20 protein-coding genes are annotated in these 21,715 nt (G+C 65.0%); 14 read left to right on the forward strand and 6 right to left on the reverse strand.

What is annotated here, in order from left to right:
• Position 1 precedes the first annotated feature (1 nt).
• Together flgG and flgF are read right to left on the reverse strand one after the other, a co-directional pair.
• Positions 2-790, reverse strand: coding sequence for a flagellar basal-body rod protein FlgG (flgG, locus tag KMZ29_RS10295; protein ID WP_215623585.1), 789 nt, complete (start codon positions 788-790; stop codon positions 2-4).
• 12 nt (positions 791-802) lie between these two features.
• A complete protein-coding gene (gene flgF, locus KMZ29_RS10300; protein WP_215623586.1) occupies positions 803-1,567 on the reverse strand; it encodes a flagellar basal-body rod protein FlgF in 765 nt (254 codons plus the stop codon).
• Positions 1,568-1,934: 367 nt separating this feature from the next.
• Here flgF and fliL point away from each other — a divergent pair, with 367 nt between their 5' ends.
• From fliL to KMZ29_RS10330, 6 genes are all read left to right on the forward strand, one after another.
• The gene (gene fliL / locus KMZ29_RS10305) at positions 1,935-2,441 is read left to right on the forward strand and encodes a flagellar basal body-associated protein FliL (protein WP_215623587.1); all 507 of its coding nucleotides are present in this window, start codon (positions 1,935-1,937) and stop codon (positions 2,439-2,441) included.
• A gap of 18 nt (positions 2,442-2,459) precedes the next feature.
• On the forward strand, positions 2,460-3,662 hold the full coding sequence (gene fliM, locus KMZ29_RS10310; RefSeq protein ID WP_215623588.1) for a flagellar motor switch protein FliM: 1,203 nt from the start codon (positions 2,460-2,462) through the stop codon (positions 3,660-3,662).
• Positions 3,659-4,105 carry a DUF6468 domain-containing protein gene (locus KMZ29_RS10315; RefSeq protein ID WP_215623589.1) on the forward strand — a complete coding sequence of 149 codons (447 nt, stop codon included), beginning with the start codon at positions 3,659-3,661 and terminating at the stop codon, positions 4,103-4,105. The genes fliM and KMZ29_RS10315 overlap by 4 nt, the downstream gene beginning before the upstream one ends.
• Positions 4,102-4,872, forward strand: coding sequence for a MotE family protein (locus KMZ29_RS10320; RefSeq protein WP_215623590.1), 771 nt, complete (start codon positions 4,102-4,104; stop codon positions 4,870-4,872). Before KMZ29_RS10315 ends, KMZ29_RS10320 begins: the two co-directional genes overlap by 4 nt.
• Positions 4,873-4,979: 107 nt before the next feature.
• Positions 4,980-8,735: a tetratricopeptide repeat protein gene (locus tag KMZ29_RS10325; RefSeq protein ID WP_215623591.1), complete on the forward strand. Its 3,756-nt coding sequence runs from the start codon at positions 4,980-4,982 to the stop codon at positions 8,733-8,735.
• 492 nt (positions 8,736-9,227) lie between these two features.
• A complete protein-coding gene (locus tag KMZ29_RS10330; RefSeq protein WP_215623592.1) occupies positions 9,228-9,464 on the forward strand; it encodes a hypothetical protein in 237 nt (78 codons plus the stop codon).
• Positions 9,465-9,724: 260 nt separating this feature from the next.
• Here the strand turns inward: KMZ29_RS10330 and KMZ29_RS10335 are convergent, their stop codons facing one another.
• The 3 genes from KMZ29_RS10335 to KMZ29_RS10345 all read right to left on the reverse strand — a co-directional run bounded on the left by KMZ29_RS10335 (position 9,725) and on the right by KMZ29_RS10345 (position 12,379).
• Positions 9,725-10,615 (reverse strand): VOC family protein, encoded by an 891-nt coding sequence (locus KMZ29_RS10335; protein ID WP_215623593.1) that lies wholly within the window; start codon positions 10,613-10,615, stop codon positions 9,725-9,727.
• Positions 10,616-10,736: 121 nt separating this feature from the next.
• Complete coding sequence (fliP, locus tag KMZ29_RS10340; RefSeq protein ID WP_215623594.1) at positions 10,737-11,489, reverse strand: flagellar type III secretion system pore protein FliP; 753 nt, start codon at positions 11,487-11,489, stop codon at positions 10,737-10,739.
• On the reverse strand, positions 11,486-12,379 hold the full coding sequence (locus tag KMZ29_RS10345) for a flagellar biosynthetic protein FliO (protein ID WP_215623595.1): 894 nt from the start codon (positions 12,377-12,379) through the stop codon (positions 11,486-11,488). Before KMZ29_RS10345 ends, fliP begins: the two co-directional genes overlap by 4 nt.
• 390 nt (positions 12,380-12,769) lie before the next feature.
• Between KMZ29_RS10345 and flgB the strand changes: the two genes are divergently transcribed.
• The 7 genes from flgB to cckA all read left to right on the forward strand — a co-directional run bounded on the left by flgB (position 12,770) and on the right by cckA (position 18,938).
• Positions 12,770-13,180 carry a flagellar basal body rod protein FlgB gene (gene flgB, locus KMZ29_RS10350; protein ID WP_215623596.1) on the forward strand — a complete coding sequence of 137 codons (411 nt, stop codon included), beginning with the start codon at positions 12,770-12,772 and terminating at the stop codon, positions 13,178-13,180.
• A 33-nt stretch (positions 13,181-13,213) separates the two neighbouring features.
• Positions 13,214-13,639, forward strand: coding sequence for a flagellar basal body rod protein FlgC (gene flgC, locus KMZ29_RS10355; RefSeq protein ID WP_215623597.1), 426 nt, complete (start codon positions 13,214-13,216; stop codon positions 13,637-13,639).
• A gap of 17 nt (positions 13,640-13,656) precedes the next feature.
• Positions 13,657-13,965: a flagellar hook-basal body complex protein FliE gene (gene fliE, locus KMZ29_RS10360; RefSeq protein ID WP_215623598.1), complete on the forward strand. Its 309-nt coding sequence runs from the start codon at positions 13,657-13,659 to the stop codon at positions 13,963-13,965.
• Between the two features lie 123 nt (positions 13,966-14,088).
• The gene (gene fliQ / locus KMZ29_RS10365; RefSeq protein ID WP_215605934.1) at positions 14,089-14,352 is read left to right on the forward strand and encodes a flagellar biosynthesis protein FliQ; all 264 of its coding nucleotides are present in this window, start codon (positions 14,089-14,091) and stop codon (positions 14,350-14,352) included.
• A 17-nt stretch (positions 14,353-14,369) separates the two neighbouring features.
• A complete protein-coding gene (gene fliR / locus KMZ29_RS10370) occupies positions 14,370-15,140 on the forward strand; it encodes a flagellar biosynthetic protein FliR (protein WP_215623599.1) in 771 nt (256 codons plus the stop codon).
• Between the two features lie 3 nt (positions 15,141-15,143).
• Positions 15,144-16,223 (forward strand): flagellar biosynthesis protein FlhB, encoded by a 1,080-nt coding sequence (gene flhB / locus KMZ29_RS10375; protein WP_215623600.1) that lies wholly within the window; start codon positions 15,144-15,146, stop codon positions 16,221-16,223.
• A gap of 156 nt (positions 16,224-16,379) precedes the next feature.
• Positions 16,380-18,938 carry a cell cycle histidine kinase CckA gene (gene cckA, locus KMZ29_RS10380; protein WP_215623601.1) on the forward strand — a complete coding sequence of 853 codons (2,559 nt, stop codon included), beginning with the start codon at positions 16,380-16,382 and terminating at the stop codon, positions 18,936-18,938.
• A 44-nt stretch (positions 18,939-18,982) separates the two neighbouring features.
• Here cckA and KMZ29_RS10385 read toward each other — a convergent pair whose 3' ends face one another.
• Positions 18,983-20,335 carry an ATP-grasp domain-containing protein gene (locus KMZ29_RS10385; RefSeq protein ID WP_249779887.1) on the reverse strand — a complete coding sequence of 451 codons (1,353 nt, stop codon included), beginning with the start codon at positions 20,333-20,335 and terminating at the stop codon, positions 18,983-18,985.
• Between the two features lie 310 nt (positions 20,336-20,645).
• Between KMZ29_RS10385 and KMZ29_RS10390 the strand changes: the two genes are divergently transcribed.
• The gene (locus KMZ29_RS10390) at positions 20,646-21,626 is read left to right on the forward strand and encodes a Tim44 domain-containing protein (protein WP_215623602.1); all 981 of its coding nucleotides are present in this window, start codon (positions 20,646-20,648) and stop codon (positions 21,624-21,626) included.
• The last annotated feature ends 89 nt before the right edge of the window (positions 21,627-21,715 follow it).

A 21,715-nucleotide genomic window follows, 5' to 3' on the forward strand; every position in this document is an offset into this window, starting at 1 on the left:
CTCAGCGGAACATATTGGAAGTGGATTGCAGCATCTGGTCGGCGGCGCTGACGACCTTGGCGTTCATCTCGTAGGCGCGCTGCGCCGCGATCAGGTCGGAGATCTCGGAGACCGGATCGACATTGGCCTGTTCGAGGTTGGACTGCTGCATGTCGCCGAAGCCGTCGGTGCTGGCGATGCCGTCCTGCGGCGTGCCCGAGGCCGGGGTGTCCGTGAACAGATTGTCGCCGATCGGCTGCAGGCCGGCCTTGTTGATGAACCGCGTCAGCCCGATCTGGCCAACGGTGGTCGGCGTGGTCGATCCCGGCAGCGTCACCGTCACCTGGCCCTGACTGTTGATGGTCAGGCCGGAGGCGCTCTGCGGTATCGTGATCGTCGGCTGCACCGGATTGCCCTGCGAGGTGACGACGCGGCCCTGCGCGTCCATCTGGAATGAGCCGTCGCGGGTATAGGTGTAGGTGCCGTCGGGCATCTGGATCTTGAAGAAGCCTTCGCCGCGGATCGCGATGTCGAGTTCGTTGCCGGTCGGCAGCAGCGAGCCCTGGCCCATCAGCCGGGGCGTGCCCACCGTCTTGACGCCGCCGCCGAGGTCGATGCCGACCGGCAGGATGGTGCCCTGGTCGGAGGCCTGCGCGCCGACCCGGCGGACGTGGTCGTAGATCAGATCCTGGAACGCGGCGCGCTGCTTCTTGTAGCCGGTGGTGCGCATGTTCGCGATGTTGTTGGAGATCACCTGAACGTTGAGTTCCTGTGCCGCCATTCCGGTCGCTGCGGTGTAAAGAATGCGCATGGGTGGTTCTCCTTACGCCGGAACGTCGGCGAGCCGGTCGAGAGCGGATTTGCGCAGGTCGCCCTGCTGCTGCAGCATGGACGAGATCTGCGTGTAGGTACGCGTCACCTCGATCATGCGGCTCATCTCGGCCACGGAATTGACGTTGGATTTTTCGATGAAGCCCTGGCGAACCCTCGAAACGGTGTCGGGCTGCGCCGCGGTGCCGGCGCCCGCCGAATAGAGGTTGGAACCTTCCTTCACCAGCTTCTGCGCATCCGCGAAGTTGACGATCCGCAGCTTGCCGCGCACCGAGTCGATCCGGTTGCTGCCCTCGACGACCGTGATGTTGCCGTCGGCGGCGATGGTGACTTCCTTGTCGGTCTGCTGAATCACGATCGGGCCGCTGGCGCCGAGCACCGGGTAGCCCGAGACGTTGACGAGCTGGCCCAGATTGTTGATCTGCAGTCCGCCGTCGCGGGTGTAGCGCTCGCCGGCCGGGGTCTGCACCACCAGGAAGCCGTTACCCTCGATCGCGACATCGAGCGGGTTCTTGGTCTGCTCGACCGGTCCCTGCGAGAAGTCCTTGAAGGTGCCGCGGTCCTGCACATAGCTGACGCGGCGGTCGCGTCCGATGAAATTGTCTTCGTGCGCGCGCGAGTTGAGGAATTCCTCGAACAGCGAGCGGTCGGCCTTGAAGCCCGACGTGTTGACGTTCGCGACGTTGTTGGCGACGACATCCATCTGCCGTTCCAGCACCATCTGCCGCGATAGTCCGATGAGAAGCATATTCTCCATCGGTGGTTCTCCCCTGATCGATCCGAGAGGGGCTCTCCCAAGCCCGTTCGCGGATCATTCCGAACCGAAGGCTCTCCCAAGCCGCGGTTCGCCATACTCAGAGCGAAAGCCGTGCCAGTTGGGAAAATCTCTAGTTTAGAATGGCTTGGGCGTTTCAGAGGGGGGCCGGAGGGGCGGCAATAAGGTCTTGTTGACCATGTTTGCCCGGCAGTTTTTTCCTACCCGAGGGGCAAAAGAAAGGTTCCGTTAACCATTATTACCTTAGCGTCACCATTCAGAGAGCGCGTGTGCGCTGGGGGCATTTGTATCGCGTCATAGCCGGCCTCACGGCATCGGGTTCGTTTCCTAATACTTCGGCGGGCGGGCGATGGCAGACAACGATCAGATGGAAGGCGGCGCTGACGGCGTCGAAGCAGCGGCTCCCGCCCCGAAGGGCAAGCTCAAGCTGATCATCGCGGTCGTCGGCCTGGTCGCCATCATCGGCGGCGGCGCCGGGGCCTGGTTCCTCTTCTTCAAGGGCGGCCACGGCGAGGAAAAGCACGCCGAGGCGGCGCCGGCGGCGAAACCGGCTGTGTTCGTGGACGTGCCGGACATGCTGGTCAATCTGGTCGGGCTGCCCGGCGAGCGCGTGCAATACCTCAAGGTCAAGGTCGTGCTCGAGATCAGGGAAGAGAAGCAGGTCGAGGCGATCAAGCCGGCGATGCCGCGCGTCACCGACATCTTCCAGACCTACCTGCGCGAACTGCGGCCGGCCGATCTCAACGGCTCCGCCGGCATGTTTCGCCTCAAGGAAGAACTGACCAAGCGGGTCAATGTGGCGGTCGCGCCGAATGCGGTCAGCGCCGTGCTGTTCAAGGAAATCGTCGTCCAGTGACGAGACGGATCTAGCATCATGGCGGGCAACCCACTCGACGACCAGGACGCAATCGCAGCCCAATGGGAAGCGAGCCTGGATTCCGAGGATCCGGCGGAAGCCGCGGCCGCGGCCGCCGCCAACGAAATCTCCGGCACCATGGCGCTGCAATGGGCCGCCATGGTCGAAGACGGCAGCCGCGACTTCGGCGGCGGCAAGAACGGCGGCGAGCGCGTCCTGTCGCAGGAGGAAATCGACAACCTGCTCGGTTTCTCCGTCGGCGAAGTCAATCTCGACGACAATTCTGGCATTCGCGCCATCATCGATTCGGCGATGGTCTCCTACGAGCGTCTGCCGATGCTCGAAATCGTCTTCGACCGCCTGGTGCGGCTGATGACCACCTCCTTGCGCAACTTCACTTCCGACAACGTCGAAGTCTCGCTCGATCGCATCACCTCGGTGCGGTTCGGCGACTACATGAATTCGATCCCGCTGCCGGCGGTACTCAGCGTGTTCAAGGCCGAGGAGTGGGAGAATTTCGGCCTCGCCACGGTGGACTCGAGCCTGATCTATTCGATGATCGACGTTCTGCTCGGCGGCCGCCGCGGCCAGACCTCGCTGCGGATCGAGGGCCGGCCCTACACGACGATCGAAACCAATCTCGTCAAAAGGCTGGTCGAAGTCGTGCTGGCCGACGCCGAGCAGGCGTTCCGGCCGCTGTCGCCGGTCAAGTTCACGATCGACCGGCTGGAAACCAATCCGCGCTTCGCCGCCATCAGCCGGCCCGCCAATGCCGCGATCCTGGTGCGACTGCGCATCGACATGGAAGACCGCGGCGGCAATATCGAACTGCTGCTGCCTTACGCGACCATCGAACCGATCCGCGCCGTGCTGCTGCAGATGTTCATGGGCGAGAAATTCGGCCGTGATCCGATCTGGGAAGGACATTTCGCCACGGAAGTGGCGCAGGCGCAGATCTTGGTCGATGCCGTGCTCTATGAGGCCGATATCCCGCTCAAGCAGCTGATGAAGCTGAAGGTCGGCGACACCCTGCCGCTCGAAATGCGCGCCGACGCGCTGGTCGCGGTGCGTTGCGGCAGCGTCACCCTGACCGAAGGGCGGATGGGGCGCGTCGGCGATCGCGTCGCCATTCGCGTCACCAAACAGCTCCGCAAGCCGAATACCACCTTCGCGATGTTCGAGAAGGCCGATGAGCAAACCAAGTTGATGGAGGCCCAATGAGTCATTCATTTGGAATTGTGATCGAGAGCCTGGTGGCGGTGCTGCTGCTGCTGACGATCGGCTATTGCATGCTGCTGAACACCAGGCTGAAGCGGCTGAAGGCGGACGAGCATTCGCTGAAGGCGACGATCGGGGAACTGATCACCGCCACTGAAATCGCCGAGCGTGCCATCGGCGGCCTCAAACACACCGTTCGCGACGTCAACGAAAATCTCGGCAACCAGCTGACCGCGGCGGCCCAGATGTCGCAGCAGCTGAAGAAGCATCTCGCCGAAGGCGACAACGTCATCCGCCGGCTGTCCAAGATCGCGCTCGCTGCAAGGCCGTTGTCCGAATTGGAACCGGCGGCGCCGGGGGCTCCCAGGGTATCGTCGGCCAAGGCGGTTGCCGCGGCGGCGCAGGCGTTCTCCGAGCGCAGAAGGTCTGATGGCCTGGCGGCATGAAATCCTTCCGTGACATTCGCGTTATCCCGGTCGTCCTGATCGCGATCCTCGGCCTTGCCGTGCTGAAGGTCGCCGGGTTGGTGATCGATGGCGGTTACGTGTTCGACTATCAGCCGCAGAGCACCCAGAAATCCTGGGCGCAGGAAACCCTGAACTTTCCCCTCGGAAGCAAATCCGATCCCGCCGACATCACCGGTTCGGTCGCGGCGAAGAAGGAGGAGGCTCCCAAGCCCGCCGCCGCGCCGCCGGAAGTGACCAAGCCCGACGGCGTCGCGGCCCGTCCTGAGCAGAGCGCGCCGGTGTCGGCGTCGGAGCGCGCGATCCTCGAACGGCTGCAACAGCGCCGGCAGGAACTGGAGGCGCGCGCGAGAGAGATCGACATTCGCGAAAGCCTGCTCAAGTCAGCCGAAAAGCGGATCGAAACCAAGGTCGAGGAGCTGAAGGCGGTCGAATCGCGGATCAGCATCGCAGCCGGGCAAAGGAGCGAGGCCGACGCCGCCCGCTTCAAGGGCATCATCACCATGTATGAGGGCATGAAGCCGAAGGACGCCGCCAAGGTGTTCGACCGGCTCGAGATGGGCGTGCTGTTCGAAATCGCCTCGCAGATCGCGCCGCGCAAGATGTCCGATATCCTCGGCCTGATGCAGCCGGAAGCGGCCGAGCGGCTGACCGTCGAACTGGCGCGCCGCGCCGGAACGGACAAGTCCGCCGCCGTGACCGAACTGCCGAAAATCGAGGGCAAGATGCTGCAGCAAAAGTCCAATTAACAGGGACAATTAACAGCCTCTTAATTCGCCAATTCTAGGATTCGAAGGCGCGGGGTGAGGGCGTCCCGCCGAAACAATAGATGGTCGAAGCTGAAAGACCCCTTGGAATGGCGCGAACGGCTGCCGCTGGAACCTGGTCGCGACGCCGTGCTTGCGCGCGGACGGCGCGGCGTTGTCCCGGCGGGACGTCACGCCTCGCCGCCGGGCTTGCGTTGCTAGCCGCCGGGCTGGTCCTGTTCGGCCTGACCTCGCCGGGGTCGGCGCAGACCGAGCCGGTGAGGGGCGCCGCGACGTTTTCCGCTGCCGGCGGCTACGCCCGGCTGGTTCTCAAGCTCGCCGAGGACGTCGAGTCCGACGTGTCCACCGCCGGCTCCATCCTCGTGATCCGGTTCAAGCGCCCGGTGGACATTCCGGTCGAAAAACTGTCCGACGCGGTGCCCGATTATGTCGGGTCGGCGCGGCGCGATCCCGATGGTTCGGCGATCCGGCTGTCGCTGGCGCGAAGGGTGACCATCAACACCATGACGGCGGGCGAGCGGGTGTTCGTCGACCTGTTGCCCGACACATGGAGCGGCCCGCCGCCGGCACTGCCTGCTGAAGTGGTGCGCGAACTGTCCGAGCGCGCGCGGGCCGCCGAGCGCGCCTTGCGCCAGCAGCGCGCGGCCGCGCTTGCCCAGAAGCGGTCGCCGATTCGCGTCCGCGCCTCGGTGCAGCCGACCTTCGTTCGCTTCGTGTTCGAAATGCCCGACGGCGTCGGCGTCTCCAGCGTGCTGAACGACCAGAAACTGTCGCTGTTGTTCAACGCCGCACTCAACTTCGATCTGGCGGACGCCAAGCTGGCGGCGCCGTCGAACGTCGCCTCGATCGATCAGAAGATCGAAGGCGACACTTCCGCGGTGCAAGTCGCGCTGATCGGCGATGTCGACGTCCACTCCTTCCGCGAGGAGAAGAACTACATCATCGACGTCGCCTTCCAGCAGCCGCAAAAACCGCCGGCGCTGCCGTCGCCGGCCGCCGATGACTCGCATGCTCCGGCGACAGCCGCTCCGGCGACAGCCGCCCCGGCCGCGAAGCCCGTCGAGCCTCCGGCGTCCCGGCAGGTGAGCGAGATCGTACCGCCGACGTCGGAGATGATCGCGAAGCAGGCGAAGATCGAAATCAATCCCGAGGCGGCGCCGAAGAACGTGCCCGCGCCGGAATCGCCGCAGCCCGCGCCGCCATCGAATGAGATGTCCAAGGAGGCGCCGGCTCCCGCAGCTGAAGCCCCGGCAAAAATGGCGCCCGTTGCATCCGAACCGGCGCCGGAGGTCAAGGCGCCTCCGGCAATCCAGGCGCAGCCAGTCGTTCAGGCGCCGCCTGTCGCTCAAGCGCCGCCGGCGGTTCAGGTCCCGCCGGCCACGGCGGCCGGCGAAGCGGCTGCGATCGTCAGCGCCCAGCGGGACAGCGACGGCCTGCGCCTGACGTTCGCCTTTGCCACGGTGACACCCGCGGCGGCGTTTCGCCGCGCCGACACTGTCTGGCTGGTGTTCGATACAATGAAGCCGATCGATATCGAGCCGATCCGCAGCAAGGGCGGGGCGCTGCTGGGCGATGTGAGCCGGATCCCGCTCGACAAGGGACAGGCGATCCGCATGCGCCTCAACCGCCCGCAAATGCCATCACTGAGCGGCGACGATCAGGGCGGCTCGGGCTGGACGCTCACCTTTGCCGATACGATGCAGGCGCCGCCGCAGCCGCTGGTGGTGGTCCGGAACATCACCGATCCAGCGCTCGCCAATGTCACCGTACCCTTGTCCAGGCCCGGCCTGCTGCATCGGCTTACCGATCCCGATGCCGGCGATACGCTGCTGGTGGTCACCGCGCCGCTGCCGGTCCGCGGCTTCATCAAGCGGCATGATTTCGTCGAGATGTCGCTGCTGGAATCGATCCATGGCGTCGCCATCCATCCCAATTCCGAAGACGTCCGCGCCGAGGTCGCGCCCGACAAGGTCATCATCGGCAGGCCCGGCGGCCTGACGCTGTCATCGGCCGACTCCGCCGCCGAGCGGGCGACCACCGCGGTGCGGCCGATTTTCGATGTCGCCGAATGGCGGAAGAACCAGGCGGAGGACTTTATCACGCGCCGGGATGCGCTGATCGCCGCGGCAGGTGCGATCGAGCCCGGTCAGCGCACGCAGGCCCGGCTCAACCTTGCCCGCTTCTACATGTCGCGCGGGATGTATCCGGAAGCCAGAGGCGCTGCCGATCTCGCGCTCGCCGACGTCAAGTCGGGATCGGAAGATCCGATCGCTTTTATGGTGCGGGCGGTCGCGAGCATCGCGATGGGCCGTCCCGAGCAGGGCCTGAAGGAACTCGCCAATCCCGTGATCGGGTCGAATTACGATTCGCAGCTGTGGAAGGCGCTCGGCCTGGCGCGGCAGGGCAAGTGGTCGGAAGCGCGGGAGAAATTCAAGAACGTCGAATTCGCCATCACCTCGCTGCCGATCGAGCTGCAGCGCATCGTGATTTCGGAGGCGATGCGGGCTTCCCTCGAGGTCAGGGATTTTTCCGGCGCCGCCAAACGCGGCAGCGATCTGCAGGTGGTCGGCATCCCGCCCGAGATGAAGCCGGCGATGGCGGTGCTGCACGGCCGGCTGGCCGAGGCGCTCGGCCACGACAAGGATGCCGAGAGCGAATACAAGGCCGCGATCAAATCTTCCGACCGCGCCGCCGCGGCCGAAGCCAGGCTGCTCAATGTCTTCCTGCGCCAGAGGCGCGAGGAGATCAGTCAGGCCGACGCCTTGCGTGAACTCGAGACGCTGTCGGTGACGTGGCGCGGCGACGCGGTCGAGATCCGGGCGCTGCAGATGCTGGCGCGCATCTACACCGATACCGGGCGCTTCGCCGAATCGCTGGCGGCGGCCAAGACCGCGACCAAGATGCAGCCGAATTCGGAAATTTCGCGGGCAGCGCAGGATGCGGCAGCGACGCTGTTTGCGCAGATCTATCTCAGCCCGAAGGGCGACGATCTTCCGCCGGTCGACGCGCTCGCGATGTTCTACGAATTCCGCGAATTGACGCCGATCGGACGGCGCGGCGACGAGATGATCCGCCGGCTCGCCGACCGGCTGGTCGGGGTAGACCTGCTCGATCAGGCCGCCGAACTCCTGCAGTATCAGATCGACAAACGGCTGGAGGGCGCGGCACGCGCCCAGGTCGCGGCGCGTCTGGCCATGGTCTACCTGACCAACCGCAAGCCGGATCGTGCGATATCGGCGCTTCACACCACGCGGATCGCGGACCTTTCCGGCGAACTGCGTCAGCAACGGCTGCTGCTGGAGGCGCGCGCCCAGAGCGACGTCGGCCGCCGTGACCTCGCGCTCGACATCATCTCGAACATCGGCGGCCGGGAAGCGATCCGGCTGCGCTCCGACATCTACTGGGCGTCGCGGCGCTGGCGCGAGGCGTCCGAGCAGATCGAGTTGTATTACGCCGATCGCTGGCGCGATTTCAAACCGCTGAACGCGGTGGAGAAGGGCGACGTGATTCGCGCGGTGGTCGGATACGCGCTGGCCGAAGACGCCATCGGCCTGGCGCGCTTCCGCGAAAAATATGCGCCCTTGATGAGCGGCGAAGCCGACCGCGCCGCGTTCGAGACCGCCGGCACGCCGGCCGCCGCCAGCAGCGCGGAATTCGCGGCGATCGCGAAGATGGCGGCCAGCGTCGACACGCTCGACGGCTTCCTGCGGGAAATGAAGACCCGTTTCCCGGATGCGACCGCACGGGCGCCGTTGCCGCCGGGAACCGCGAAGGGGGAGCCGGTTCACACCGGCTCGCTGCCCCGGATCATCGGATTGACGCGGGCCGACGCCAAGCGGTGGTAGAGCGTCGATCTGTTCTCCCCGGGCGTCCAATGAGGGTGACTGGTTCGACGAGGGTGATTATAAGTCGCGCCCCGAAACCGATTCCGCCTACCGACGTAGCTCCGGGATGACAAACATGGAGAGATGCCGGTGGACGCCCAGAGCGGAAATAATCGCACACATCGGGTGCCGGCGGCGACCGCTGCGGTCCTGGCGGCTATCGGCATTGCATCCTTCCTTTTCACGCATTTCGGTCCGAAAGCGGATGTTCAACCCGGCGGCATCAGCATGATCTCGACGGCGGCGGTCGAGCGGGCAGGCGCCACCCTGATTCCGACCGAACCGCGGGCTGGACCGGGCCAGCCGGAAATCTCCGCTGCGTCCCAGCCGCCGGCGGATTAAATCGGGCGCGCCGGCTTTGCAGGAATATTGCGCCGCCGCCGCGATCCCCTCGACAGATGCCTGCCGAAACGGCAACCTGCTGTAAACCGAAGCCCGGAGGAAGCCGTCGCCATGAGCAAGCCCGTCAAGACCGAAGCCGAACTGATTGCGATGGCGAAGGCCGAACTGAAGGTCCACGTCGATGGTCCGGATGGAATCGTCATCTCCGTGCTGCGCGACGGCGATAGCTGGGAGTTCCGGGCTTCCGCCGACGAGGCGACGATTGCAAAACCCGGCTATCCCGAGAGCGTCGCGATGCTGGTTCAGATCGGCGACCATCTCAGCAAGCAGTATGACGTGAAGGGGTGAGGGCGGGCGCCGTTCTGAGGTGCGAGCCGTATTCGGTAGCGCGGCTGAGTTTTCAGCTGATCGTGTTCGGCTGGATCGTTGAAGATACGAACCCGCATCTCGGGATATGCTTGCGCACCTTTTCATCAAGCGTATCGACAGGCTGATCGCGGCTCCGCCGGGCGAGGGCTGGGATGGCTCGTGGCATCTCGAGCGGAAGTAACGCGGGAATAACGGAAGTTACCGGCTGTACCGCGCAATGCAGGGGCGGATGACATCCGCTACCGCTCGTCGAACTGGTCCGGTCCCATCGCCCAGTCCCACTGCTCGTGGCCGTGGGCGTAGGTGCGGTTGGTCACGGCCGGATTGCGGTTGACCAGCGGCCGCAGGTACATCGGATGGGTGGCGCTGCGCACCTCGTGCTCGACCGTGAACAGGTGCCTGCCGTCGGCGGGATCGACGATGTCGCGAAAGCGGTACTGGTATTGGTTGTCTTCTTGGGAGACCAGGCCGCGATGTTGCAGGCGGCGGTAAGGACCGGAGAAATCCGTGATGTACATCTGCACATGGTGACCGTCGTAATCCGGCTGCGGCCGGTCGGTCTCGCGGAATAGCAGATACTGGTCCTTGCCCATCCTGGCGCGCGCCACGGTGCCGTCGCCGTTCCTGTGTTCGGCCGGGATCCCCATCACCTCCCGGTAGAAGGCGCAAATGCCTTGCGCCGTGCCGGCCGGCACCTCGAACTCGACATAGGGAATGCCGAGCGTGATGCGTCCGAAGCGCGCGGCGTCCGGCTCATGGCAGCGCACGCGATTGCCCCAGGGACAAACAGCCTCGACATAGTCGTTGTGTTCGCTGAACGCGAAGGCGGTGCCGTCGAGCTTTTTGGCGACCGACGCCAGCCGGTCGAGCAGGGCCTCGCGGCCCGCGATCACGATCCCGGTATGCCCCCGCAGCACCTGCGGCGCGCCGCTCGGCAGATGAAACTGGCCGCGGCCGACGTTGACCCACATATTGCCGTCGGACACCATCAGGTAGGGATCGCGGGTCAGCCCGAGCCCGGCGACATAGAACAAGGTGGCCAGCCGCTGGTCGGGCACCTGGACGTTGACGTGTTCGAGATGGATGGCGTTGCCGAGATCTTCGTGGGTGCGGTCGAATGACGGCTGCATGGAGGCGCTTCCTGAATGCGTTCCGGCGCATCATAGGGGAGGGCTGCGGCCTGATCCAATCATTCGGCGATGCAGGATCGCTTCGCCGCGGCCGGGCGATCGCCGCCGCAAGACCGCCCGCCTATCCCCCGTAGCTCTGCACCAGGCTGCCTGCCACCAGCGACCAGCCATCGACCAGCACGAAGAAGATCAGCTTGAACGGCAGCGATACCACGACCGGCGGCAGCATCATCATGCCCATCGACATCAGCACCGAGGCGACCACGAGGTCGATGATCAGGAAGGGGAGGAACAAGAGGAAGCCGATCTCGAAGGCGCGCTTCAGTTCGGAGATCATGAAGGCCGGCACCAGGATGCGCAGCGACAGGTCGTCCGGCGTCGCCGGCGGCGGTTCGCGCGACAGGTCCATGAACAGCCGCAAATCCTTTTCGCGCACGTTCTTCTGCATGAAGCCGCGCAACGGCACCGAAGCGCGCTGCAGCGCGTCCTCGACCCCGATCTGGTTGGCGACCAAGGGCTTGATGCCGTCGTCATAGGATTTCTGCAGCACCGGGCCCATCACGAACGCGGTCAGGAACATCGCGAGCGCAATGATGACGGAGTTCGGTGGCGCGGTCGCGGTGCCCAAGGCCGTGCGCAACAGCGACAGCACCACCACGATCCGGGTGAACGAAGTCATCATGATCAGGATCGACGGCGCGATCGACAGCACCGTGAGCAGCGCGATCAGCTGGATCGCGCGCTCGGTGACGCCGCCACCGCCCTGGCCGAGATTGATGCTGATATCCTGCGCCAGCGCCGGATCGATCAGCGATCCGGCGGCGGTCAAACTTGCAAAAAATAAAACTCTACGCGGGACTGTCGCCGATCTCACGAAGGAGACTTTGGACGGCCCAGCAGGGACGCCATCTCGTCTTCGAGATTCTCGAAGCCGCTCTTTGCAGGCGCCGGCGGCTGCTCGCTGCGCGGGGCGCGGGCGGGCGGCGGCTCGGGAGCGACCGGCGGCGCCACCGTGTCAGCGGGCGGCCGGCGCAGCGCGGCTTCCAGCCGTTGCGCCATCTCGGCGAGATTCTGGTCGGCGCTCGACTGCGCCGGAGGAGGCGGCGGCGGTGCCGCGGCCCGTTCGGGTGCGCGCGGTGGCGCCTTCGGCGGTTCGGGGCGCGGTGGACGCGGCATGACAGGCTCGCTGCGCGCAACGGCCCGCGACGGCATCGGTTCCGGCCGCGGCTCGGGGCGGGGTTCGGGCCGGACGCCCATCGGCTCCGGCGCAAAGCCGGTGAGAGGATCGGCACGTTCGACGCGCGGCATCGGCGGGGCCGGGCGACGCACTTCGTCGGCAAAAGAGGGGCGAACCGGCCGCGGCGGCGGCTCGGGCATCTGCGGCTCGGCGTGGTCGAATTGGCCTTCCTCGGCCCAGCCGGCGTCGGGCAGCGGCGCGATCCGGGGCGGCGGTTCCGCGCCGCCGACGGCGGGCCGTTGCGGGATCTGTTCCCGGCCGGGCATGGCGCGGACGATGTTGGATTCCACCACGATGTCGCTCGGGCCGCCGATCATCAGGAGATGTTCGATATTGTCGCGCCGGACCAGCACCAGGCGCCTGCGGCCGTCGACCGCGGCAGCGTCGATCACCGCCAGCCGCGGCATCCGCCCGCGATTGGTGTTGGCGCCGAGGCGGTTGGTGGCGAATCGGCGCACCAGCCAGGCGGCGACGCCGATCAGGGCCAGGACGGCGACGAATGCGAAGAAGAATGTAAGTGCCTGCATACTCTCAGTCCCCGGCCAATAAAGCCCGCTTCAGGCTTCGATCCCGGCGAATCCGGACCGCAATCGATCCATCGGACGGCAAACGAAGCCCAAGATCAGCCTTATTTCTTAAATTCCCCACGGCAAGAAGTGCCGCCCAGTCATCTTAATAAACCAAGAATCGCTTGAGCCAAAACGACTTCTGAGCGCTCGCAGTTCATCCCCTCGACTGGTTAACGCAGCTTTCGTGGCAAAAATGCGCTCGTCCCGTCGCCGGATGCGCGATTCATGGCCCGCTTTGGGCGGTTGTGCACGGCATCGGATGGAATCTTAACCAGCTGTTAACCATACACACGGCAAATTCTGCCTACCTCAGCGGCGGCATGCCCCGGAGGCAACGGGGCGGATGCGATGGCTATCAACGATCTTCCGGTGTTGTCGGCGCTGCGCACCAAGATGCAGTGGCACCAGGAGCGCCAGCGCGTGCTCGCCGAAAACGTCTCCAACTCCGATACGCCGAATTTCAAGCCGCGCGACCTGATCGAACCGAAATTCGACCGCAACGGCGCCAACCCCGCCGCGGCGCAGGGTTCGCTTGCGATGATGCGCACCAGCGCCAGCCATATCGCTCCCGCAGGCGGCGGCGGCGACAGCTTTGCGCACGGCGGCAAACCCGATTTCCGCACCCGCCCCGCCGGCAACGCCGTCAACCTCGAGGACCAGATGCTCAAGGTCTCCGCCAACCAGATGGACTACGCCGCGGCCACCTCGCTCTACAGCCGCAGTCTCGGCCTTCTGAAAACCGCCATCGGCAAGCGCTGACGCGCAGTTAGGGAAAGTTAGGGAAACCCGGTCATGGCAAATGATGGAAGCGATTTCGCCCGCTCGATGAGCATCGCGACTTCGGGCCTGCGCGCGCAGGCCGGACGGATGCGGGTGATCTCGGAAAATATCGCCAACGCGGATTCCACGGCGGCGAGCGCCGGCGGCGAACCCTACCGGCGCAAGATCCCGACGTTTTCCTCGGCGCTCGATCGCTCGCTGGACGCCAAGGTGGTGGCGCTCGGCAAGGTCAGGCCCGACCAGTCATCGTACCGTATCAAATACGAGCCGTCCAATCCGGCAGCGGACCAGGCCGGCAACGTCAAATATCCCAACGTCAATCCGCTGGTCGAAATGACCGACATGCGCGAAGCGCAGCGATCCTACGAAGCGAACCTCAACATCATCAGCGCCACGCGCCGGATGATCCAACGCACGCTCGACATCCTCAAGGCCTGAACAGGAAAGCTTGAACCATGGCATCACCCACAGTCGCTGCAAATGCCTACGCCAGTCTCGCCCGCATGGTGGAATCCGGCGGCGCCGGCAAGGGAGCCGTGGCAGGCGGCCAGTCCTTCAGCGCACTGCTCAAGGACGCGCTCGGCAGCGTGATGGACGCGGGCCGCAAGTCCGACGCGCAGACCGTCGCGATGACCTCGGGCAAGGCCAATGTGATGGACGTGGTGACGGCGGTAGCCGAAACCGACGTCGCGGTCTCGACGCTGGTGTCGGTGCGCGACCGGGTGATCCAGTCCTACGAAGACATCATGAGGATGCCGATCTGAAAATGGCGAATAGGGAGTGGCGAATGGCGAATAGCGACGGATTGCTCTGATCTCCATTTCGCTATTCGCTATTCGCTATTCGCGATCGGCGAAGCAAGAAGACCAATACAACAGGAAAGCAATATGACCGGTGCCGAAACCCTCGATGTGGCGCGCGATGCGATCTGGACCATCGTGGTGGTGTCGTCGCCGCTGATGGTGGTCGGCCTCGTAGTCGGCGTCGTGGTGTCGCTGTTCCAGGCGCTGACGCAGATCCAGGAACAGACGCTGGTGTTCGTGCCGAAGATACTGGCGATCTTCGTGACGCTGTTGTTGGCGCTGCCGTTCATGTCGGACTCGCTGCACGGCTACATGATGCGGATTTCATCGCGAATCATAGGCGGCTGATGCACTATGGCTAGGTCATGCGCATCGACGTTTCACTGCTGCCCGCGCTCGCTGCGACCTTCATGCTGGTGTTCGCCCGCATCGGCGCGATGGTGATGCTGTTGCCGGGGTTCGGCGAGACCAACATTCCGGTTCGCATCAAGCTCGCGATTGCCCTGCTGCTGACGCTGATCATCCTGCCGCTGCACCGCGCCGCCTACCAGGTCGACATGGGGTCGATGACGCCGCTGTTGGTATTGATGATGCACGAGATCGTTATCGGCGTCGTGCTGGGGGCGACCGCGCGGGTCACGCTTTCGGCGCTGCAGGTCGCGGGCTCGGTGATCGCCCAGCAGCTCGGCCTCGGTTTCGTCACCGCCGTCGATCCGACCCAGGGCCAGCAGGGCCTCCTGATCGGAAACTTCCTCACCCTCCTCGGCCTGACGATGCTGTTTGCCACCGACAGCCATCATCTGGTGATCGCGGCGCTGAACGAAAGCTACAGGATTTTCGCGCCGGGCGAGTTGATGTCGAGCGGCGACGTTGCCGCGCTCGCCACCCGCGCCTTTGCCGCTGCGTTCAAGATCGGCATGCAGCTTTCGGCGCCGTTCCTGGTGTTCGGCCTGGTCTTCAATATCGGGCTCGGGGTACTGGCGCGGCTGATGCCGCAGATGCAGGTCTATTTCGTCGGCGTGCCACTGTCGATTCTCGCCGGCTTCCTGATCTTCGCGCTCGTCATCGTCACGATGATGGGAACGTTCCTCGACTATTTCATCGGCGTCATGCACCAGCTGATACCGCAGAGGTGAACGATGGCCGACGAGAATGACGCATCGGACAAAACAGAGGACCCGACACAAAAGCGTCTGGATGACGCCCATGAAAAAGGCGACGTCGCCAAGAGCCAGGAGGTCAACACATGGTTCGTGATCGCCGGCGCGACGCTGGTGCTGTCGTCGTTTTCCGGATCGATCGGCGGTGGGGTGCTGATGCCGCTGCGCAACCTGGTCGCCAATTCTTGGATGATCCGCGCCGACGGGCCGGGCCTGATGGCGCTGACGCAGAGCCTCGGCTATGCGCTGATCGCGGCGCTCGGCGTGCCGTTTTTGATGCTGATGCTGGCGGCGATCGCAGGCAACATGATCCAGCACCGGCTGGTGTGGTCGGCCGAGTCGATGAAGCCGAAATTCAGCAAGGTCTCGCCGGGCGCCGGATTCAAGCGGATCTTCGGCAAGCAGGGGGTGGCGAACTTCGCCAAGGGCCTGTTCAAGGTGATCGCGCTCGGAGCGGTGATGACGGCGGTTCTGTGGCCGGAGCGGCATCGCCTCGACGCGATGGTGCGGTTCGATCCGGCGGCGATCATGGGCGTCACCACCAGCTTGACGCTGAAACTGCTGGGCGCCGTGGTGGCGATGCTGGCCGTGGTCGCGATCGCGGATTATTTCTTCCAGTACCGGACGTGGTTCGAGCGGCAGAAGATGTCGCTGCAGGACATGAAGGAGGAGTTCAAGCAGTCCGAAGGCGACCCGCACGTCAAGGCCAGGATCCGGCAGTTGCGGATGGAGCGCATGAAGAAGCGGATGATGGCTGCGGTTCCCAAAGCCTCCGTGATCATCACCAACCCGACCCACTATTCGGTCGCGCTGCGCTACGAACGCGGCATGGCGGCCCCGGTCTGCGTCGCCAAGGGCGTCGATACTATTGCGCTCAAGATCAGGGAAATCGCCGGCAAGCACGATATCCCGATCGTGGAAAACGTGCCGCTGGCGCGGGCCCTGTACGCGACGGTGGATATCGACGAGGAAATCCCGGTGGAACATTATCATGCGGTCGCCGAGGTTATCGGCTACGTCATGGGCCTCAAGCGCGGGCTGGCCAGCCGGCAGGCATGAGCCCGAGGGGGCGGTTTACCCCTCGCGAATGCGCCGGAAACGGCCGTAGCGGGCGAAATAGCCGTCTGACGGCCTTGCGCTTGCAGGCCCGATTCAGGCACTCAGGAGCGGCGCGAAAAGCGCGTAACATCTAGTCGACAGGCTGTATCCCCCGGTATGACCGCCGAACTTGACAACGATCCGCCGCAAGAGCCGTTCGCCGCCCATGAGCCGGTACGGCGCAACGGCAGCATCGTGCTGGTGCTGCTGGTGGCCTTCGGGATCGTCGCGGTGGCGGTCGCGCTGATGACCATCGGCCGGGCGCAGGCGCAGCCCTATATCCTCGGCCTGCTGGCGCTCCTGGCGATGGTCGGGCTGTTCAACCTGTTCGCCTTTGCCGCCGGCATCATTCGCTTCGCCGATCGCGCCGCCGACGATCCGGTCATCAGCCGGATCGCCGATCATGCCCATGATGGGCTGGCCGTGACCGACTCCCGCGGCCATGTGGTCTATTCCAACGCCGCCTATCTGGCGCTGACGGGTGCTGCGACCGCGGCCGATGTTCGCCCGGTGGAGCGGGTATTCATCGGCAATCCCGATGTGTCGGAGGCGGTGTTTCGCCTGCTCAAGGCGGCGCGCGAGGGCAAGCGGCAGCAGGAAGAAGTCCGCATCGCGGGCACCGACGGCAGCCATGGCCGCTGGCTGCGGATGCGGGTCCGGCCGCTCGGCCAGGGCAAGCGCGAGGCGAAATATGCGGTGTGGTCGATCGCCGACATCACCCGCGACCGCGAGCGGCAGGAGGACGTATTCCAGGAACTGCAGCACGCCATCGAATATCTCGATCATGCGCCGTGCGGGTTCTTCTCGGTCAATGCGGGTGGCGACCTCGTCTATGTCAACGCCACGCTGGCGAACTGGCTCGATCACGACCTCGCGGAAATCGGCAATGGCGGGCTGAAGCTGACGGACATCGTGTCCGGCGACGGCGCCTCGCTTCTGACCTCGATCGTGGCGGTGCCCGGCGAGGTCAAGACCGAGGTGTTCGACATCGACCTCAGGATGCGCAGCGGCAAGACCATGCCGGTGCGGCTCTACCACAAACTGGCGTTCGGCGCCGACGGCGTGCCCGGCGCCTCGCGCACACTGGTGATCAGCCGGGCGCGGGACGAGCATTCCGACCCGCAGCGAGCCGCCGAAGTCCGCTTCATGCGCTTCTTCGATCACACCCCGATGGCGATTGCGACCGTGGACCGCGCCGGCGCGGTGGTACGCGCCAATGCCCGGTTTGCCAAACTGGCGCAAAGCCTCAATCCCGACGGCGCCGCCGGCAAGTCGATCTTCCGCGCGGTGAATCCTCGCGACCGCCACCTCCTGATCGCGGCCATCAACCAGGCGGCCGAGGGGCAGGGCGACATCGCGCCGGTCGAGGCGATGCTCGACGGCGCCAAGGAACGCTGGGGACAGTTCTTCGTCACCGCGGTCGAGGAAAACGAACGCGAGACTGAGGCCGCCATCGTCTACATGCTGGAGACCACCGAGCGGCGCGCGCTGGAGAACCAGATCAACCAGTCGCAGAAGATGGACATGGTCGGCCAGCTCGCCGGCGGCATCGCCCACGACTTCAACAACGTGCTTTCCGCCATCATGATGGCGAACGACTTCCTGCTGAACGCGCACAAGCCGACCGATCCGTCGTTCCAGGACATCATGCAGATCAAGCAGAACGCAACCCGCGCCGCGACGCTGGTGCGGCAGCTGCTGGCATTTTCGCGCCGCCAGACCTTGCGGCCGCAGGTGCTCGATCTCGGCGACGCGCTTTCCGACCTCACCATGCTGCTGCGTCGGCTGATCGGCGAGAAGGTCAAGCTCGACCTCGTGCATGGCCGCGATCTCTGGCCGGTCAAGGTCGACGTCTCGCAGTTCGAACAGGTGATCGTCAATCTCGCCGTCAACGCCCGCGACGCGATGCCCGACGGCGGCAAGCTGACGGTGCGGACCGCCAACGTCACCGCCGAGGAGGCCGGGCGTCTCACCTACAAGGGCATGCCGGCGGCGGATTATGTGCGGATCGACGTCGCCGACACCGGCACCGGCATTCCTGCCGATATCGTCGAGAAGATCTTCGAGCCGTTCTTCTCGACCAAGGAAGTCGGCAAGGGCACTGGGCTCGGCCTGTCGACGGTGTACGGCATCGTCAAGCAGACCGGCGGCTTCATTTATGTGGACTCCGAGGCCGGTGAGGGCACCTCGTTCCACATTTTCCTGCCGCGGCACCATCCCGAGCAGGAGGTCCAGCCCGAGGGCGCTGCCAATGGCGCGGCCAAGGCGCCGGCGGGCGAAGCCAAGCCGCGGGCCGATCTGACCGGGCAGGGCACCATTCTGCTGGTCGAGGACGAGGAGGGCCTGCGCTCGCTGAATGCGCGCGGCCTGCGCTCGCGCGGCTACAACGTGATCGAGGCCTCGAACGGCATCGAGGCGATGGAAGCGCTGGACGAGAAGGACGGCGCCGTCGATCTGGTGGTTTCCGACGTGGTGATGCCGGAAATGGACGGGCCGACGCTCTTACGGGAGATGCGGATCCGCAATCCCAACCTGAAGATCATCTTCGTTTCCGGCTATGCGGAAGAAGCCTTCGACAAGAGCCTGCCGGAAAACGAGCAGTTCGCCTTCCTGGCCAAGCCCTTCGCGCTCAGCGCGCTGGTCGCCAAGGTCAAGGAGACCATGGCGCCATCGTGAGGGGCGGTCTGCGTCCGTCCAATGCGGGATCGCGAGGCCCTGCACTAAATGACGAACACCGGCGCAAACCCGCCGCCCGGCGTCCGGAAGTTCGTGGTCTGGCCCTGATACAGACGCGCCGCGGTCAGCAACACCTGGCCGTCGTAGACGTACAATCTGACATCGGTTTTCCGGGGCTCCGATGAGCCGTCGAGCTGGATCATGCGCTCACTGGGCGCAGCGAATTCCTGCGCGACGTATCCGCCGCGAATGATCTCCGCCCATACTCCCTTGGTGACCTTGTCGCCGCGATAGACCGCCTTGCTGCCGTAACCGCCCGCCGGCTTGAAGAACAATGACTTCCGCCTCTGCCACAACTCCTGCGCATTGCCGGAAGTGACGAGAACCGTGTGCGGCACGCCCGCAAGATCAGCCAGCATCTGCGCCGACGCTCCCCAGGAGCGAAGGGTCGAGCGATCAGACAGCAGCGCCAGATTGCGCTTGTCGGCGTAGAGCGCATGTACACGCGGGTTAGGCGTGACGACGACGGCGTCGTCGAGATAGGCTGCACGCAGATCCCGGTGTTCGGGATCGTCTAGAGAAAAATCGACCAGTCGATTGTAGACGAGATCGATCGGCGCTCCCTCAGCGAGCAGTTGATCGCGCTCGTAGCGGAGCTGATTTCCATCGACGACCATCGCGTCGATGCCGTTCTTCTGAAAAAAGCGCTGAGCCAGCAGGAACTCCGGATAGAGATATTGCTCTGCCGGCCGGTCATCGACGATGGCGATCCGTCGCGGAAGGCCCTGCCTATTCTGCAGTTCCCACTCGTGTCTGAACATGCGCATGACCGCCGAATCAAAATCGCCGGTCTTTGGCTTGCCCAGGGTGACCTCGACTTCCGCGCAGCAGGCCCGTTGCGCCTTGGCCAGCAGCGCATTCAGGAAAGCCCCGCCGGCGTTGGTATTCACCTCGATCAGCTTGGGGCCATCGGCGGCCAAGTGGAAGTCGTAGCCCATGAACACGCCGAGCGGTCCGAAATCGCGTCGAGCGATCTCGGGAGCCCAGGACAACGCCGCCTCGCGATAGAAGGGCAATCGGGTCGCGGCCTCGACCGCATGGACGATCCGAAGCATCTCGCCGACATTGGCTTCTGACAGGAATACCGGCACGTTCGAGAACAGATTGGTCTTCGGGCCGATCAGCGTCCTGCAGAACTCCGGGTCTCCGGCCTCCCGTTCGAGCGCCCGGCACAAGACGTTTCGGTCCAACGTGATGCAGAAGCACTCGTGGTTCAAAAGCTCGGAGACGGATCGAGCCCCGGACGTGGCAGTGACAGGCGCTGGAGCGTCCATGCGTTCAACCTCACGCTTTCCGTTCCGAATACCGGTTCGTCCGGCGGTTTTGATGGCTGGCAAAATAGGTTCGACTCCAGACATCGTCAACGATATTTCTAGAATTATAGAAATAAAGGTTCGGACTGCCACAATCAATACCAAGGGCGACCCGTCGGCTCCTTGCGCCGAATCCTGTGTGGCTACGGCCCCATGCCGGGGCGCGGACCCCAATGTGCGGCGTGCCCCCCCGGAAAACGGCGAAAACCGGCCTTATTGACGCATCCCCGCGACCGAGCGCCGCAGCCATGCGTCCCTTTAGCGGCTTCACTTTTGGGCAGCACTGCCCATGTTAGGGGCGCTTCCCCCTGCCGGGGACATTGAGGAAACAGACATGAAATTTACGCAGCGCACGCGCGGCATCGTTCAGGCCATCGCCGTCGTCCTATCGCTGGCGGTACCGGTGATGTTCGCGATCTCCGCGGCCGACGCCCGCGTTGGTGGCGGCGGCAGTTCGGGTTCGCGGGGAACGCGGACCTACTCCGCGCCGCCGTCGACCTCCACCGCGCCGGGTACGGCGCAACCGATGAATCGCACCATGACCCAGCCGGGCAGCCCCGGAATGGCCGGTCCCGCAGCCGCGGGTGCTGCCAGCAAGGGCGGCTTCTTCAACCGGCCCGGTATGGGCATGCTCGGCGGCCTCGCCGCGGGCTTCCTCGGCGCCGGCCTGCTGGGCATGCTGTTCGGCGGCGGGATGTTCTCCGGCCTCGGCGGCCTGTCGTCGATCATCGGCCTGATCCTGCAGATCGGCCTCATCATCCTCGTGGTCCGGCTGGCGATGTCGTGGTGGCAGCGCCGTAACGCCACCGCGTCGGCCTATGCCGGCCCGGCGCCCGGCGCCGCCGTCGGCCCGGGTGCGCAGACCAGCTTCCGCACCGGAACCGGCTTTGGCCTCGGATCGGGCAGCGCGCCGCTGGAGATTCTGCCCGCCGACTACGAAGCGTTCGAACGGCTGCTCGGCGAGGTCCAGGCCGCGTGGTCGAACGAGGATGTCGAGAAGCTGCACACGCTGGCGACCCCCGAAATGGTGTCGTATTTCAGCAAGGATCTCGAGGAGAACAAGGCCCGCAACGACATCAACAAGGTCACCGATGTGAAGCTGTTGCAGGGCGACCTCGCCGAAGCCTGGCGCGAGGGCGATACCGACTACGCCAGCGTGGCGATGCGGTTCTCGCTGGTCGACAAGACGCTGGAGCGCGGCACCGGCCGGCTGGTCGCGGGCAGCGACACGCCCACCGAGGCGACCGAGGTGTGGACCTTCGTGCGGCCGCGCGGCGCCAACTGGGAACTCTCGGCGATCCAGCAGACCAACTGATCGCCCCAAAACGATCATGACGAAAGGCGCCGCGGTTCACTCCGCGGCGCCTTTTCATTTGAGGGGCGCCTGTCGGTAGAATGACCTGA

Source organism: Bradyrhizobium sediminis (genome assembly GCF_018736085.1).
Classification (GTDB): Bacteria; Pseudomonadota; Alphaproteobacteria; order Rhizobiales; family Xanthobacteraceae; genus Bradyrhizobium; species Bradyrhizobium sediminis.